The organism is Enterobacter cloacae complex sp. SHL001 (assembly GCF_049236825.1).
GTDB classification, from domain to species: Bacteria; Pseudomonadota; Gammaproteobacteria; order Enterobacterales; family Enterobacteriaceae; genus Enterobacter; species Enterobacter hormaechei_C.
Genome location: NZ_JBMKIP010000002.1, coordinates 340,854 through 355,582 on the forward strand (window position 1 = coordinate 340,854; position 14,729 = coordinate 355,582).

General features: G+C 56.5%; 14 protein-coding genes. All 14 read left to right on the forward strand.

The genetic code is table 11. The annotated features are described in order from the left end of the window. Nucleotides 1–2: 2 nt before the first annotated feature. The 14 genes from tssM (at nt 3) to ACOTYH_RS07200 (ending at nt 14,724) form a co-directional block, all read left to right on the forward strand. Entirely contained in the window at nt 3–3,623 is a 3,621-nt protein-coding gene (gene tssM, locus ACOTYH_RS07135) for a type VI secretion system membrane subunit TssM (RefSeq protein WP_047057139.1), read from the forward strand. Nucleotides 3,624–3,639: 16 nt separating this feature from the next. Continuing rightward, nucleotides 3,640–4,356, forward strand: coding sequence for a type VI secretion system-associated protein TagF (tagF, locus tag ACOTYH_RS07140; RefSeq protein WP_047740709.1), 717 nt, complete (start codon nt 3,640–3,642; stop codon nt 4,354–4,356). Nucleotides 4,357–4,367: 11 nt separating this feature from the next. Continuing rightward, nucleotides 4,368–5,384 carry a type VI secretion system protein TssA gene (gene tssA / locus ACOTYH_RS07145; protein ID WP_421637640.1) on the forward strand — a complete coding sequence of 339 codons (1,017 nt, stop codon included), beginning with the start codon at nt 4,368–4,370 and terminating at the stop codon, nt 5,382–5,384. A gap of 75 nt (nt 5,385–5,459) precedes the next feature. Next, nucleotides 5,460–5,984, forward strand: a complete 525-nt coding sequence (tssB, locus tag ACOTYH_RS07150; RefSeq protein ID WP_008502644.1) for a type VI secretion system contractile sheath small subunit — start codon at nt 5,460–5,462, stop codon at nt 5,982–5,984. 3 nt (nt 5,985–5,987) lie between these two features. Then, nucleotides 5,988–7,487: a type VI secretion system contractile sheath large subunit gene (gene tssC / locus ACOTYH_RS07155; protein WP_006810956.1), complete on the forward strand. Its 1,500-nt coding sequence runs from the start codon at nt 5,988–5,990 to the stop codon at nt 7,485–7,487. Between the two features lie 79 nt (nt 7,488–7,566). Further along, nucleotides 7,567–7,998, forward strand: coding sequence for a Rap1a/Tai family immunity protein (locus tag ACOTYH_RS07160; RefSeq protein ID WP_033486829.1), 432 nt, complete (start codon nt 7,567–7,569; stop codon nt 7,996–7,998). Next, on the forward strand, nt 7,995–8,489 hold the full coding sequence (locus ACOTYH_RS07165) for a T6SS effector amidase Tae4 family protein (protein WP_022648411.1): 495 nt from the start codon (nt 7,995–7,997) through the stop codon (nt 8,487–8,489). Before ACOTYH_RS07160 ends, ACOTYH_RS07165 begins: the two co-directional genes overlap by 4 nt. After that, nucleotides 8,474–8,923, forward strand: a complete 450-nt coding sequence (locus tag ACOTYH_RS07170) for a T6SS amidase immunity protein Tai4 family protein (RefSeq protein ID WP_223230143.1) — start codon at nt 8,474–8,476, stop codon at nt 8,921–8,923. The genes ACOTYH_RS07165 and ACOTYH_RS07170 overlap by 16 nt, the downstream gene beginning before the upstream one ends. Before the next feature lie 180 nt (nt 8,924–9,103). Beyond that, nucleotides 9,104–9,586, forward strand: coding sequence for an Hcp family type VI secretion system effector (locus ACOTYH_RS07175; RefSeq protein WP_014884229.1), 483 nt, complete (start codon nt 9,104–9,106; stop codon nt 9,584–9,586). 75 nt (nt 9,587–9,661) lie between these two features. Continuing rightward, on the forward strand, nt 9,662–10,651 hold the full coding sequence (locus ACOTYH_RS07180; protein ID WP_015570333.1) for a hypothetical protein: 990 nt from the start codon (nt 9,662–9,664) through the stop codon (nt 10,649–10,651). Continuing rightward, nucleotides 10,645–11,061 (forward strand): hypothetical protein, encoded by a 417-nt coding sequence (locus ACOTYH_RS07185; protein ID WP_015570334.1) that lies wholly within the window; start codon nt 10,645–10,647, stop codon nt 11,059–11,061. Before ACOTYH_RS07180 ends, ACOTYH_RS07185 begins: the two co-directional genes overlap by 7 nt. A gap of 90 nt (nt 11,062–11,151) precedes the next feature. Continuing rightward, nucleotides 11,152–12,927 carry a type VI secretion system-associated FHA domain protein TagH gene (gene tagH, locus ACOTYH_RS07190; protein WP_015570335.1) on the forward strand — a complete coding sequence of 592 codons (1,776 nt, stop codon included), beginning with the start codon at nt 11,152–11,154 and terminating at the stop codon, nt 12,925–12,927. After that, entirely contained in the window at nt 12,924–13,721 is a 798-nt protein-coding gene (locus ACOTYH_RS07195; protein ID WP_003859969.1) for a PP2C family protein-serine/threonine phosphatase, read from the forward strand. Before tagH ends, ACOTYH_RS07195 begins: the two co-directional genes overlap by 4 nt. A gap of 16 nt (nt 13,722–13,737) precedes the next feature. Continuing rightward, nucleotides 13,738–14,724, forward strand: a complete 987-nt coding sequence (locus ACOTYH_RS07200) for a hypothetical protein (protein ID WP_033486830.1) — start codon at nt 13,738–13,740, stop codon at nt 14,722–14,724. Nucleotides 14,725–14,729 lie beyond the last annotated feature (5 nt).

Below are 14,729 nucleotides of genomic sequence, written 5' to 3' on the forward strand. Positions count from 1 at the left end.
GGATGCTGACAACTCTACTTTCTATACTGACCAATCGCATTCTGTGGAGCTTCCTGGGCGTAACGGCGCTCGCGGCGGTCATCTGGATGATTGGCCCGCTGCTGTCCATCGTGGATACCCGGCCCCTTGAATCAGAGCAGAACCGCGTCATCAGCATTGCGGTGGTCTACCTGATTTGGGCCCAGAGCCACATTCTGCCGCGGCTGTATAACGCCTGGCTGAACCGTAAGCTGATGGACAAGCTCAACGAAAATACCACCAGCCCGGAGGCGGCCGATCCGCAGAAACGTCTGAACAGCGAGGAGCAGATCCTTGCCGGGCGTTTCGATGAAGCCGCCCAGATGCTGAAAAAAGCCCACTTCAGCAAAGCGGGACATGGCGCGCAGTGGACGCAGCGCTTCAGCACGCAGTACCTCTATCAGCTGCCGTGGTACGTCATTATTGGCGCGCCGGGTTCCGGTAAAACCACCGCGCTGGCCAACTCCGGGCTGCAATTCCCGCTGGCGGACCGCTTCGGTAAAACCGCGCTGCGCGGCATTGGCGGCACGCGCAACTGTGACTGGTGGTTCACCAACGAGGCGGTTCTGCTGGATACCGCGGGGCGCTATACCACTCAGGAGAGTGAGCAGGTTCAGGACGCCGGGGAGTGGCTGGAATTTATCAACCTGCTGCGTAAATACCGCCGTCGCCAGCCCATCAACGGCGTGATTATCACCATCAGCATTTCCGACCTGCTTTCGCAGTCCGCTGAGGCCTCGCGCCAGCAGGCGGTCAACCTGCGCCAGCGTCTCTCCGAGCTGCATGAACAGCTGGGTATTCGCTTCCCGGTGTATGTGATGGTGACCAAAGCGGACCTGCTTAAAGGCTTCCGCGCCTGGTTTGCGGATTACGACAAAGCCCAGCGCGACCAGATCTGGGGCTTTACGCTGCCGTGGGAGCAGACCAAACACGCCGATTACGACCTGATGGGCAACTTCCAGCAGGAATTTTCCCTGCTGCAACAGCGTCTGGATGCTGGCCTTCCGGAAACCATGCTCAAAGAGCATGACGCCAAAACCCGTGCGGAAGCCTATCTCTTCCCGCAGGAGTTCGCCGCGCTGCGTCCGCTGCTGGCAGACTACCTGAGCACGGTCTTTGCCCGTTCAAACTTCGAAACCGAATTTTCGCCGCGCGGCATCTACTTTGCCAGTGGCACTCAGGAAGGGATGCCGTTTGACCGCGTGATGGGCGAGCTGAACCGCGCGCTCTCCTTACCTGAAGGGGGGGAAAGCACGCGCTGGGATTCGGTGAGCAAAGAGGCGCCGATCCCGGGCGCGAAGGGCCAAAGCTTCTTCATTAAAAACCTGCTGCAAAACGTCATTTTCCAGGAAGCGGGCATCGCCGGGGAAAACCGCTGGTGGGAGCTGCGCAACCGCGCCGTGATGTGGTCCGGCTACGCGGCGCTTCTGGCCCTGCTGGTGATCCTGGGTGGCCTGTGGCTGACCAGCTACGCCAAAAATAAAGCCTATCTGGAAGAAGTGGACGCAAAAGTGCCGATGCTGGAGCAGCAGAGCAAGGCGCTGCAAAACCAGCCCCAGCGCGATCTGTTTGCGCTTCTGCCGCTGCTTAACAGCCTGGTGGATCTGCCGAAAAGCAATGCCTTCGACGTTAACGACCCGCCGGTTTCCCGCCGCATGGGGCTTTATCGCGGGGATGACGTCAGCGATGCCTCGCAGTCTCTGTACCAGAAGGCGCTGGATCAGATGCTGCTGCCCGCCGTGGCGATGCACATTACCACCTGGCTGCGCAACGACAACGGCAGCGACGTGGAGTACAGCTACGAGGCGCTGAAAGCCTATCAGATGCTCTATCAGCCGAAGCACTATGACGGCAAATTCCTGCACTCGTGGGTGATGCTCAACCTGCAACGCAACCTGCCGCAGAACGTGACGCAGGCGCAGCTTCAGGAGCTGGAATGGCACCTGACGCAGCTGCTGGAGCCAAAAATTCAGGCTTCACCGTATGCGCAGGATGAGGATCTGGTGGCACGTGAAAGGGCGCTTATCAACCAGCAGCCGCTCTCAACACGCGTATATGGCCGCCTGAAACGTCTGCTGGAGCATGATGAAAACCTGAAGCCGGTTTCGCTTTCAGATCTCGGCGGCCCGCAGAGCGAGCTGGTGTTTTCCCGTAAAAGCGGCAAGCCGGTGAGTGAGGGCGTACCGGGCCTCTATACGCCGGACGGCTACTGGAAGAGCTTCAACGACCAGATCGACAGCGTGACCACCGCCCTGCACAAGGACGATGCCTGGGTACTGGGAGCGACCACCGCCCAGGAAGATAAACAGCAGATCGATAACGCCGTGCGCCAGCTCTACATGCGCGACTTTATCGTCAACTGGGATCGCTTTCTCGCTGACATTCAGCTCAACAACAGCGCCGATCTTTCCCAGCGCATTAACACCGCGCGCCTGCTTTCAGGCACCAACTCGCCGCTGCGCCGTCTGGTGCTTAACCTGAGCAAGGTGCTGACCCTGTCGCGCACTGCGCCAGCGCCGGAAGATGCGCAGAAAGCGGAAGACCAAAGCAACCGCGCCACCCGCACGCTGGAAGCGCTGTTCAGCAACGGTGACAATGCCCCGACGCAGGGCGCGGTTGTGACGCAGGCGCCTGAACAACTGGTGACTGACCACTATGCGCCGATGATTGAGCTGGCGCAGCCGCTGGAGAAGGGTGGCAAGACCATCGTCTTTGACGATTTTCTTAAGCAGGTTGACGAGCTTTATCGCTACCTGACCGCCGTTCAGGATGCGGCAAACAGCGGTATGCCTGCGCCGGGCGGGGATGCAATCAGCCGCCTGCAAGCCAGCGCGGGCCGTCTGCCGGGCGGGCTGCAAACCATGTTCAGCAATATGGCCGTCGGCGCCAGCAGCGACACCCAGCGTCGCGATCTGGAGAACGTGCGTAAGCGCATCAACGTGGAAGTGGGTGGGTTCTGCCGTCAGGCGATTGCCGGGCGTTATCCACTGGTGCGCAGCGCCAGCACCGAGGTGACGCCCGACGATCTCGCCCGCATGTTCGCGCCGGGCACCGGACTGATGGACACCTTTTTCCGCGACAACCTGACCAACAAGGTGGACACCACCCAGGCGAACTGGCGCTTTATGCCGGGCATCGACGGTAAAACGCTGCCGGGCAGCGAAGGGTTGTTGCGTCCGTTCCAGCAGGCGCAGTCTGTCCGCGATGCCTTCTTTGCCAACGGCGCGACCACGCCATCCTTTAAGGTCACGGTGCGCACCGTGCGGATGGACAACACCATTCTGAACCTGACGCTGGACGTGGACGGCCAGCTGCTGCGCTACAGCCACGGTCCGCAGGCGGTGCAGATCATGAACTGGCCGGGGCCGGGCGGGACGAACCAGGTGCGTATGCAGCTCGGTCTGACCAATGGCAGCACCGCAACGCTGGTAACTAACGGTTCCTGGGCGCTCAACCGCTTTTTCGACAAGGCGCGCACCAGCCCTGGCGCGGGTAGCCTGAGCCGTCAGGCGACCTTCAACGTCGACGGACATCAGGTCACGCTGGAGTTTGCCCCGAACAGCATCCGCAACCCGTTCCAGCTTCCCCGTTTCACATGCCCATAACCGCAAGGACAGCCGTATGACGAATACCCCTGCGATGAACCGTTATAGCTGGTATGGCAAATTACCCAGCGCCGGAGATTTTTTGCAGCGTCGCTTTCCGGATACCCTGCAACGCCAGTGGTCGCACTGGTTCCAGGTCGGCCTGCTGTCCTGGCAACAGGAAGAGCAGCGCAGCGGCGAGCGCCCGTTTTCAAAAGCCCCGGTGTGGAACTTTGTCGTCCCGCCGATGCTCGGTAGCCAGATGATTCAGATGGGCTGCCTGCTGCCGGGCCGTGACAGCGTAGGCCGCCACTATCCGGTATGCCTGCAACTGAGCTTCACCCCCGCCGAATGGTCATCCCGCCTGCTCGGGCAGGCTGAAAGCTGGTACCAGCAGCTTGGCCGTCTGGGGCTGCACGCGGTGCGTAACAGCTATTCTGCCTCCCAGCTGGATGAAATGCTGATGACCATCCCGGCGCCCCAGCCGGTTGAGCCGCAAAAGCGTTCCGACATTCTCGACGTGATTGGCTATGACGACGATGGTCAGAGCACGCTGGGCTGGCCGCAGGCGGCGGAGTGTTTTGATCCGCTGCGCCAGACCAGCTACTGGTGGACAAACCGCTGCGACGGCTATCCGCTGTACACCCACGTCCACAGCGGAAACTTCACCGGGCAGCTCTTTACGCTGCTGTTCGATCCGGCAGGCGGCGCCCGTCCGGGCCGCCACGGTCTTTACCCGCCTATGTTTGAATAAGCAGGGATCTTATGAATATCGATGAATTTCTCGCGCCGATAAGCCCCGATAACCCCTGCGGTGAAAATCTGGAGTACGACGCCGATTTCCAGGCCATGGGTCAGGCCAGTCAGGGCAAAGCCGAGCAGCAGTTTGGCGACACCATCATTCCGGCAGAGCCTGCCGACTGGAACAAGGTGGAAAAACTCGCCACCAGCCTGCTGGGTCGCACCAAAGATCTTCGCGTCATGCTGGCGTTAACCCATGCCTGGACGCGTCGTCGCGGGCTGGCAGGTTACGCCGACGGGCTACTGCTGGTGCAGGAAGCCCTGTCCCGTTACTGGGAGCAACTTTACCCGCTGCTGGAAGAGTATGGCGAAACCGATCCGTTCTACCGTATCAACGCCCTCGCCGGGCTGAGTGATAAATCTGACCTGACGGTCGCGGTGCGTAACGCCTCACTGCTCCGCTCAAACGGCGATGAGATTTCGCTCCGTGACGCCCAGGCGCTGCTTGACGGCAGTAAAACCGAGTGTCCGGATTATCCGGGCGGTCGTCCACGACTGATCGATGAGCTGGCCCGGGGCGATCAGCCCGGCACCGAAGCGGTAATCGTGATCAACGAACGCCTGCTGGCCATCCGCGAACTGCTTACCGGCTATCTCGGGGAAAGTGGCGTCCCGGAGATGGAACAGCTGCTGAAAACTGTCGGACTGGTTTCCAGCGCCTGTCAGGTGACCGATATCAGCAAGCTGCTGCCGAACCGTGACGCGCAGGCTGAACAGCACGCCGAGCCGCAGCCGGTGGCCGCGTCGCCCGTTCAGCAGGTGACGGACTGGCGCAGCGTGCAGGTGACCAGCCGCGCCGACGCCCAGCTGATGCTGGAAAAAGCGAAACAGTATTTTGCGCAGTACGAACCCAGCCATCCCGCACCGCTGATGATTGAACGGGTGCAGCGGCTGTCTGAACTCAACTTTATGGACATTATTCGCGACCTGGCGCCAGACGGCGTTAACCAACTGGAAAACATCTTTGGACGCCGCGAATGACGCGTCCTGGCATTATGACGACAGGCATGGAGTCTGCCGTTTCACCTTCACCGCGCATCTTTGATGGAGAACATCATGGCAATGAGTAACAGTGGACAGAAATTCATCGCACGCAACCGTGCTCCCCGCGTGCAGATCGAGTACGACGTAGAGATCTACGGCGCAGAACGCAAAATTCAGCTGCCGTTTGTGATGGGCGTTATGGCCGATCTGGTTGGCAAGCCGGTGGAAAATCTGCCAGCCGTCGACGAGCGTAAGTTCCTGGAAATCGACATCGACAACTTCGACGAACGCATGAAGGCGCTGAAGCCGCGCGTGGCGTTCCAGGTGGATAACACCCTGACCGGCGAAGGTAAGCTCAATGTCGATCTGACCTTCGACAGCATGGACGACTTCCTGCCGGACGCGGTGGCCCGCAAAGTAGAGCCGCTGAACAAGCTGCTGGAAGCCCGTACCCAGCTCTCCAACCTGCTGACCTACATGGACGGTAAAAACGGTGCGGAAGAGCTGATCGCGAAAATTCTCCAGGATCCGACGCTGCTCAAATCCCTGAGCCAGTTGCCAAAAAATGACGAAAGTGCGAAAGGTAGCGAGGAATAATCGATGAGCAACCAGACTCAACAACACGATCAGCAGGCGGGCCAGGCGTTCAGCCAGGACGAGTTCAGCGCGCTGCTGAATAAAGAGTTCCGCCCGAAAACCGATCAGGCGCGCTCTGCCGTAGAAAGCGCGGTTAAAACCCTGGCGCAGCAGGCGCTGGAAAACACCGTGACCTTCTCAAACGATACCTACCGCACCATTCAGAACCTGATTGCCGGTATTGACGAGCAGCTTTCACAGCAGGTGAACCAGATTATTCACCACGAGGAGTTCCAGAAGCTGGAGAGCGCCTGGCGCGGGCTGAGCTACCTGGTGAACAATACCGAAACCGACGAGATGCTGAAGATCCGTTTTATGAGCATCTCCAAGCAGGAGCTGGGCCGCACCCTGAAGCGCTACAAGGGCGTGGGCTGGGACCAGAGCCCGATCTTCAAAAAAATCTACGAGCAGGAGTACGGCCAGTTCGGTGGCGAGCCGTTTGGCTGCATCGTGGGCGACTACTACTTCGACCACAGCCCGCAGGACGTTGAGCTGCTGGGCGAGATGGCGCGCATCGGCTCTGCGGCCCACTGTCCGTTCATCACCGGCACCGCGCCGGGCGTGATGCAGATGGAGTCCTGGCAGGAGCTGGCTAACCCGCGCGACCTGACCAAAATCTTCCAGAACACCGAATACGCTGCCTGGCGTTCACTGCGTGAATCAGAAGATGCCCGCTATCTGGGCCTGGTGATGCCGCGCTTCCTGTCGCGTCTGCCGTACGGCATTCGCACCAACCCGGTCGACAGCTTTGATTTTGAAGAGCAGACCGACGGCGCGAACCACAACAGCTACTCGTGGGCAAACGCTGCCTATGCGATGGCGGCCAACATCAACCGCTCCTTCAAAGAGTACGGTTGGTGCACCTCGATTCGCGGCGTGGAATCCGGCGGGGCGGTGGAAAACCTGCCGTGCCACACCTTCCCAAGCGATGACGGCGGCGTGGACATGAAGTGCCCGACCGAGATCGCCATCAGCGACCGTCGTGAAGCGGAACTGGCGAAAAACGGCTTTATGCCGCTGGTGCACCGCAAAAACTCCGACTTCGCCGCCTTCATCGGCGCGCAGTCCCTGCAAAAACCGGCCGAGTACCACGACCCGGATGCCACCGCTAACGCGCGCCTGGCCTCCCGTCTGCCGTACCTGTTCGCCTGCTGCCGTTTTGCTCACTACCTGAAGTGCATCGTGCGCGACAAAATCGGCTCCTTCCGCGAGCGCGAAGAGATGGAACGCTGGCTGAACGACTGGGTGATGAACTACGTGGACGGCGACCCGGCTAACTCCTCCCAGGAAACTAAGTCCCGCAAACCACTGGCGGCGGCGGAAGTGCAGGTGCAGGAAATCGAAGACAACCCGGGCTACTACGCCGCGAAGTTCTTCCTGCGTCCGCACTACCAGCTGGAAGGTCTGACCGTTTCCCTGCGTCTGGTATCTAAACTGCCGTCGCTGAAGACGAAGGACGCGTAATGACGATTGCCGGCCCGAAGGGGCCGGCCATCTGAGCGGAAGAGCTTAGCTTATTTCTGTCAGTGAATAAGGATAGACGGTGAAACATATACTTTTGATCGCGACCAGTTTGCTGGCAGTTTCTACTCTCGCAAGCGCGGACGCTGGAAATTACAAATACCCTCAAGCGGAAGCATTGCCTCAGGATGACACATCAAACTTCCAACGCGATCCGACGCTGTTAACAGGGTACGATTTAGATCTGAGTGCAGAGCGTTTTGCTAAAGCCTGGCTGTCGAAAACGAATGAACGTGAACGCATTAAGGCAAATATGTATCTTCTCGGCGTAGTCGACGCGTCTGAGGGCACTGCATGGTGCAAGGGCAAGCCTTTTTTGCCAAATACAATACATGAGTTTCTCTATTCTCGTTTTGCGAACTTATCGAAACAGCAAGGCGAGGAGCGCGCTTCAAAAATCATCATTGACGGCATGAAAGAATTACGCCCGTGCAGAAAGGAGAGTGACAAATGAGACCATTATACGAACAACTTAAACGTCAGCATTACTCTTCAAATCACACACGCGCGGGTTTTGCCTCGGGTGAACAGGTTTTTTCAGAAATTGGCTACGATTATTCGACGATTATCAAGCAACAACCGGCATACGAAAATACCTGTGCGGTAAGAATGAGCCTGGCATTGTTAAAATGCAATGTTGAATTTACAGGGCGTTTACCCATAAAGACCGGTCCCTATAAGGGAAAAACAATCGAGCCTGGCGCAAAATTACTTGCCGATCAGCTTTATAAATCCCATGTGTTTGGCAAGGCAGAAATCTTTAAAGACCGCGAGGCTGGTGCACGCTCAATGTTGGGCCGAAAAGGTGTTGTTTTCTTCAATAAAATTGATGGGTATGGCGGTGGTCATATCGACCTTATCGAGCCTCTGAGTAATAATTCGTTTATATGTAACTCCGATTGCTTTCCGTACTGTCAGGAAATCTGGTTTTGGGAATTAAAATAATTATATTCAGGTGTCTAAAGTCCGTATTTCTTTTGCTCACTTGCTTATCTTTTTCTGCTCGCGGTGACAACCCTTACGTTGATTTTTATCAGCAGCAAACATACCGGCAGGTGGTAAAAGATTTTGTCCTGGCGCGCTGCCTTGCGCAGGTGGCAGATAAAGGCAGTCAATTTTCTGCTGATGCGGCCCGCAGTGCGAGTGCATTTATTGAATGGATACCGTTTGATGCTGAAAACGGTACTGACAAAGTTAACGCCATTATTGGGAAGTATAAAAACCAAATTAATGGTTTCCACTCGGAGCGCAAACCTGATGTAAAAGGCGTAACCTTAAATTGTCTACGTCTTTATCATAGCGACGAACTGAATAAACTGGTTCCGCAGCTCATCATTGGCGATCCTGACCGCACCTGGATTCAGGATAATCCACAATAGTATAAGACTTCACATTCTTTCCTTTCGTTCAGGGGGAATGTAAGACTGTCAAATGACACGGGTCGTTTGATATGAGGCAGAGGTAAAATATGGACGGTTTTATTCAGCCCCATGCTTTCCTGTTTGCCATATAAGGGCTTTTTCGAAAGCAATATTGTTCATCCACGAAGAGTAGATATTATGGCTATTGATATGTTTCTGAAGGTCGAGGGTGTTACGGGCGAATCTAAAGATTCTAACCACACCGGCTGGACTGATATTACCTCCTTCTCCTGGGGCGCGTCCCAGCCAGGTAATATGAGCGTTGGCGGTGGCGGCGGTGCCGGTAAAGTGAACTTTAACGATCTGCACGTTAACGCTCTGATCGACAAATCCACTACAGCAATCCTGAAACACTGCGCAAGCGGTAAACACCTGACCAAAGTTGAACTGTCCGTCTGCAAAGCGGGTGGTCAGCAGGTTGAATACACCCGCATCACCCTGGAAGACGTTCTCGTGACTTCCGTTCAGTACACGGGTGCAGACAACGGCGATACCGTTGGCGTGACCTATGCATTCCAGGCTGCGAAAGTGAAACAGCAGTACTGGGAGCAGACCACTGCCGGTGGTAAAGGTGCTGAAAGCAGCGCTGGCTGGAACATCAAAGAAAATAAAGAAGCGTAATTGCGCGCGTGACCGGGGAGTTTTCCCCGGTCATTATTTACAGAGACTTAATTTCGTTTGCAAAGGGATGTCAATATGAGCGTAAAATCAACGGTTGCTCCTGGTTATTGTGTTGTTCAGCAGGCTGGTACGTTAGATTTCCAGGCAAGACTACTGTTCAATAAACCAGACAGTGAAGCGGCACGTTATTTTATGCAAGTGAACAGGGACACACGGTGGTTAAAACCCGGGCAAATATTGATCCTTAATGCTCCGGGTGCTGAAAATGCGGTTCAGCTAAAACAATTACAAAATGCAAAGCAAAAGGTTAATGGAGCATTGGCAGAACTGAATACAGATGAAGCTAATTTCTTTAACAAGCATTTTAGTACCATCGCAGCATTAACTAATTTTATGGATAAATCTCTCGGGGTGGTTGCTGATGCAGGTGAAAGGTACTTTAGCGAAATAGAAAAGAAATTAAAAGCTATCGAACTGGCTTATCAAAATCAATACAGAACGCAAGGCACATTGATCGGGCAGCAGTTTTTTGTTGAAAGGCAAAAACTTTTTTCTGAGCTGGACGTTTTATTAAATAAGCTGTCCAGACTAACGCTGAAACTGAAACCTTATGAAGAAATCAAGCACGCTTTAGGTTTATCAAGCAGGTCAATTGTCCACGAATGGAGTACTGCGGGTGTTGCCTCGATACGAGGGTATTCAACATATGTAGACAATGCTTCAAAAGCTGCCCGTTTTCTGAAAATGGGAGGATGGCTTGCTATCGGCTTCGCTGGTGCAAACACAACCAATGAAGTTTACGATGCCTGTACAGTAGGTAGAGAGCAGAGTTGTTCCAAAGTCGCCGTTAAGAAGTACAGTCAATTTGGCGCCAGTCTTGCGGGCGGGATTTATGGCGGAAAATATGGCGCCATGGCTGGGGCTGGCGTATGTGTTGCATTGGGCGTGGCAACAGGTGGTGTAGGGTTGCTCGCGTGTTCTGTGGTAGGCGCCGCTGCGGGTGGATACATTGGTGGCGAAGTTGCCGGTGGAGCAACTGAATATGTCATGGATAAGCTATGGTGAATTTAGAAAATATTCTTTTATTTCTGATTGTTGTTTTATTTTTACTTGTCGTAATTATGGACTTCATCAGTTCCCGTTATTTTAAAAAACACGAGGCCGAATATAATCAGCTTCTTTCAGAATATAGGCAAAAAGGCTACGATCTCGATCTGGTGACAAATTACGCATCATTTTTTGGTTCGCTGGCGAACTATCAAAAAATAATCTGGTTTGTTCGTCTTCGCAAAGGCGTGAAGATGAAATTTACCAAAGACAGAAATGTTCAGGACGATGCCTATAAATTCGTTCAGGCTTTACCGGAAGAGAGAATCGGCTGGATATTAAAACTGCATCGACGCTATAAAGCTCAGGCCTTACTTTTTACGCTATGGCTGCTTATCGGCATTATTTTCCTGAATGTAGTCAAATAGCTTTAATCAGCCCTTAACCCCCAAACCCCGCCGTTCTCACCCCCGAGAGCGGCAGCGTTTGAGCGCTAATCATACCAGCAGGAATACGCCATGCGATTCACGATTATTTCTACGAAACCCGGTCATCAGCCGCCGCAAAGCAGCTGTGATTTTTATGCCCCGGGCGGCACCATTGGGCGCGGTACGGATAACAATCTGGTGCTGCCGGACAATGACCGCACCATCTCGCGTTTGCAGGCCATCGTTCACGTCGACGCCAGTGGCGAATGCCGCGTCACGAACCGCGGCAGCGTTACCCGCGTGGTACTGAATGATATCCCGCTGGAGCGTGGGCGTCAGGTTGAGCTTCAGGATGGGGATATTCTCGGTATTGATGATTATCGCATTGAAGTCAGCGAACTCATTCATGACACCCAGCCCGTAAGCCGCATGGCGGCCAGCATGCAGCAGGCGCGCCCAGTGGCGACACCTGCACCAGCGCCGCAACCGAAACCGGCCAGCGCCGCGCCTCGTGGAAAAGCTGAACCTACGGCCGTGCCGTCGGAAATCTGGGACAGCCTGATGCAGGAGTTTTCCATCTCCGACAGCATCTCCAGCAACCGGGCAAAACCACAGCCCGCCGCATCCCACGATCCGTTCTCTCAGCCTGCGGCCCCGGAGCGGAATGCCGAAGATCCGCTGGCAATGTTTAACGACGCCGAACCGTCGCTTGAACGTAAAAACGTTGACCCGGACACGCTGTTTAGCGATGAAGCGTTGTTTAAAAAAGAGAGCATCTTTGACGATGTCACCCCTTCAACGCTGGTACAGCCGGACGAAAGCAAACCTGCCCAGCCAAAGGAAGAGGCGTCGGACGAACTCGATCCGTTAGCCCTGTTTGGCGGGTCGGCGAGCGCACCTGCCGCGCGTCACGATGACCCTCTCGGCCTGATGGGCGGCGCGCCGTTAACCCATCCGGATGAAATCGTGGCCGATAAGCCGGAGCCAAAGCCTGAACCGCAAGCCGCACAGGAAGAGGATGCGCTGGCCAGCTCACCGCTGTTCGATCCGGAACCGACTGAACCACAGGATGCGCCGCGCGCGGAAGAGGAGCCCGCGCGCCCTGATTACGCTGGCTTCACCATGCCAACACCGCAGGCCGTGGCGCGCAGCAACGCGCAGGCGCCTAAAGGCCGCCTGCGTATCGACCCGGTTAAAAACGCTGCATCGCCTGCTGCCTCCGCGCAGACCGGCGAGCGGGGCGAGGTGCTTCAGGGCGAACTGCTGGAGGCGCTGCTGGAGGGCATGGGCCTGAGCGAAATGCAGCCGGTACCGCAATTCGACCGGGAAAATATGCGTCAGCTGGGGCAGATCCTGGGCATGTTCTCGCAGGGGACCGTGGCGCTGCTCTCCTCGCGCTCCATCCTCAAGCGTGGGGTGAAAGCCGATATGACCATGGTGCTCGACGATGCGAACAACCCGTTCAAACTGTTGCCGACCGGGAAAACGGTGCTGATCCAGATGTTCGGCACGCCGATGCCGGGCTTTATGCCGCCGACCAAATCGGTGCGTGATGCGCTGATCGATCTCCAGGCACACCAGCTAGGGATGATCTCTGGTATCCGCGCCATTATCGCCGCCATGCTGCAATCCTTTAACCCGGAACAACTGGAAGAGCAGGCGAAGCAGAACGGGATGACGTCACGCCTGGCGCTGCCGGGCAGCCGTAAAGCCGCGCTGTGGGATTATTTCGTTCGCAGCTATGGCGAGACGGCGGGCGAGATCGAGGACGACTTCCATACCCTGTTTGGCGAAGCCTTCCTCCATGCCTATGACATGGAGGTCAATCAGTACAAAGACTCACAAAGCGGATCGGAAGAAAAATGAATATCGCAACGGCTTCTCTCTCCCGCCAGGGGACGCGCGCCAGCAACCAGGATCAGACGGGAGAAACCATCGGGGAACGTTCAGCCTGCTTTGTCGTCTGTGACGGCATCGCAGGCCTGCCGGGCGGCGAGGTGGCCGCTGAGCTGGCCCGCAACAGCATTATTTCCCGCTTTGATGGCGACAAGCACCTGAATGCGCAGCATATTCGTGACTACGTCCAAACGGCGAACCGCACCATTCTCAGCGAACAACAGGCCGTGCAGGACTATCGCCGGATGGGCACCACGCTGGTCAGCCTGTTTATCGACAGGGATTACCGTCTGGCTTACTGGGCGCACGCCGGAGACAGCCGCCTGTACCTGTTTCGCCGCGGCTGGCTGTGGCATGTCACCACCGATCACAGCCTCGTCCAGCAGATGAAAGATGCCGGGCATCAGACCGACGATCTCAACAGCAACCTGCTGTATCTGGCGCTGGGTATTGAGAATGGCGGACCGGAAGCGAGCTACAGCGATGTCGTGCAGGTTGAGGACGGTGATGCCTTCCTGCTCTGCACCGACGGTTTCTGGCACGGCGTCAGCGAAGAGCAGATGAAGCAGTCGCTGCACATGGTCAATACGCCACAGGAGTGGCTGACCTTAATGAACCAAATCATTCAAAAGAATGCCGAACAGGAGGGCAATGCTCAGGATAACTATACCGCCGTGGCGGTGTGGATGGGCAACCCTCAGGACACCACTTTGCTGCATACGCTCTCTGACGCAGCACAATTTCTTCCCTGCGGAACTGATTAGACACACAAGGATTGATATGAAACTTTGGCTATCGGGTTTGGCTCTTCTGACGGTGGCGACCACCGCACAGGCTGAAAACTTCCGCATCGTGCAGTCTCCTGCGCAGAAGCTGGATATCTGGATCGACAACATTAAAGACAATACGCCGCAAAGCTGGTGTAAGGCGGACGTGGCGCTGCGTATCGTGGCGAACGGCAAGAAAGAGGTTTCGGTGCTGGAAAACTTCGTGCCGCGCCTTGGCTCGCTGCTGGAGCACCAGTGCAGCAAGCTGAATACCCTGAACTGGACGCTTAACGATCCGGAAGGCACGACGCTTGCCCGGGGCACAGCGGCTAAAGCGCAGGACTGGGCGCTGGTGGTGAAGCAGCAGGAAACGGCGGCGGCAACGACCGCCACCTCAGGCGCGCTGCTGCCGCCTGACCAGAATCCGGAGACGCACACCGTGGCGGCAGATCGTACGCCATGGCAGGAGTTCACCCTTCAGGACGGTTGCCACCTGCGCACCTTCTGGGAGGGCGGTTCCTCCGCGCCAGCGCTGTTTATTCCGGATTCCGACACCACCCGCTGCGGCAACGGCAGCTGGCTCAGCGGCCACACCGTGGTGACGCAGAACCGTAACGGGACGCAGAAAGCGATTCCGGTCACCTACATTCACGGCTTCCCGGTGATGGGGCTGAACAACGCGGTCGATCCTGAAAAGGCGCTGATCACCTCCGTCAACAAAGAGCGCATGGTCTTCAGCACCCAGAACAGCGACCAGAGCTGGATGATCCTGCCGTACGACAGCACCCTGAACGGCTGGAAGAGCAACGGCACGGTGGCGGTGGAAATCACCCGTGAGATCGCCAGCGACGACGCCAGACTCCAGGCGCGTATCGCAGAGGTGAAGAAAATCTGGAGCGCATGGGTTGCACCGGGCGCGGAGCTGAACGTTGTTCTGATTGACACGCTGCGCCCGCAGTTGCGCGATCCGGCAGTGGGCGCCTGGCGCGCGGCGAATTAAGGAGG